Annotated in this window: 3 protein-coding genes; 2 read left to right on the forward strand and 1 reads right to left on the reverse strand. The window is 46.3% G+C overall.

Annotated elements, in window-relative coordinates; genetic code table 11:
- The coding region (locus F6K53_RS42225; protein ID WP_293086464.1) for a S41 family peptidase at window positions 1-780 on the forward strand (780 nt) is incomplete at its 5' end.
- Here the strand turns inward: F6K53_RS42225 and F6K53_RS42230 are convergent.
- Window positions 750-1,004, reverse strand: coding sequence for a hypothetical protein (locus F6K53_RS42230; protein WP_293086467.1), 255 nt, complete (start codon window positions 1,002-1,004; stop codon window positions 750-752). The genes F6K53_RS42225 and F6K53_RS42230 overlap by 31 nt on opposite strands.
- 258 nt (window positions 1,005-1,262) lie before the next feature.
- Here F6K53_RS42230 and F6K53_RS42235 point away from each other — a divergent pair, with 258 nt between their 5' ends.
- Complete coding sequence (locus F6K53_RS42235) at window positions 1,263-1,388, forward strand: hypothetical protein (RefSeq protein WP_293086469.1); 126 nt, start codon at window positions 1,263-1,265, stop codon at window positions 1,386-1,388.
- Window positions 1,389-1,449: the final 61 nt, after the last annotated feature.

Genomic DNA, 1,449 nt, shown 5'->3' on the forward strand with positions numbered 1-1,449 from the left:
CGGGGTAAAGTGGGGTCATCAGTGACTCTGCGGATTGCCCGACCAGGAGAGGGCATTTTTGAGATAGAACTAACCCGAGCTCAGATAGAAATCCCCTCTGTTCGTTACAGCGTCAAGGAGGAAGGGAATCTGCGCGTGGGTTACATCAGCTTAAATGAATTTAGTTCCCATGCAGCTGAACAAATGCAACGGGCAATTAGTAACCTAAATCAGCAGAAGGTGAATGCTTATGTCCTAGATCTGCGGGGTAATCCAGGGGGATTGCTTTTTTCCAGTATTGAAATTGCCCGCATGTGGATGCAAGAGGGGGAAATTGTTAGCACTATAGACCGGATCGGTGGTAAACAAGCATACAGCGCTAATCGAACCGCCTTGACCCAACTGCCCTTAGCGATTCTAGTGGATGGTAACTCTGCTAGTGCTAGTGAGATTTTAACTGGTGCTCTCAAAGATAACAAACGCGCTACTGTTATCGGTTCTCGCACCTTTGGTAAAGCGGCTGTCCAGTCTGTCCATTCCTTATCCGATGGTTCAGGTTTAACGGTGACCGTCTCTCGCTACTACCTACCCAGTGGTGAAGATATTAGTTTGAAAGGAATTGTGCCCGATATTCGGCAAGAGTTGACCCTTGAGCAACGGCAACAGCTATCTAGTCAACCGGGATGGCGTGGCACTAGCAAGGATCCTCAATACGGAAAAGCGATCGCAGTTTTAAAATCCACTACTGCCTCCGAGCCTGGAAACCTCAGTCAACCCATAAACTCAGGTAGAGTCTGGTAAGCTGCGCTGGGAATCGGGAATCGGGAATCGGGAATCGGGAATCGGGAATCGGGAATCTGGAATCGGGAATCGGGAATCGGGAGGAGATGTAGGGTGGGCAGTGCACTAGACAAATTCATCTTGGTGGCGTACACCCAGGTATGCACTGCCCACCAAGGATGAATCACAATAGAACAGATGTAGGGTGGGCAGTGCCACAGAAATATTAATTGGCTTGGGTACACCTAGGTATGCACTGCCCACCAACGGATGAATCACAATAAAACAATTGTTGATTAACTGTATTTGAATTCGTACTAATTCAATATTTCACCAATCCCACCAGATGTAGGATGAATCACAATAGAATAATTGTTGTGAACTAAGACTGAATGCGATTCGGCGAAACCGACGCTACGCGAAAGCATTCAACCACCTTACCCATCGTACCATTATTGTTGCTAATTGATATCAGGAAGTATAGCGTTTACTAGTAAGGGTAATTGACATCTAAATTTTTGTCCCGACTCCCGACTCCCGAGTCCCGATTCCCAATTCCCAATGCCCTAAAACATAATAAGCAAAAAAAAAATAGCCGCAGAAAACCTTCCACGGCTAGGATTTTTTAGTTATGCCTCAACTTTCTAAACCAATCCAGAAATGATCCCATAGGATTGACCAAAGGTCACG

It is taken from the genome of Moorena sp. SIO4A1 (assembly GCF_010672065.1).
Classification (GTDB): Bacteria; Cyanobacteriota; Cyanobacteriia; order Cyanobacteriales; family Coleofasciculaceae; genus Moorena.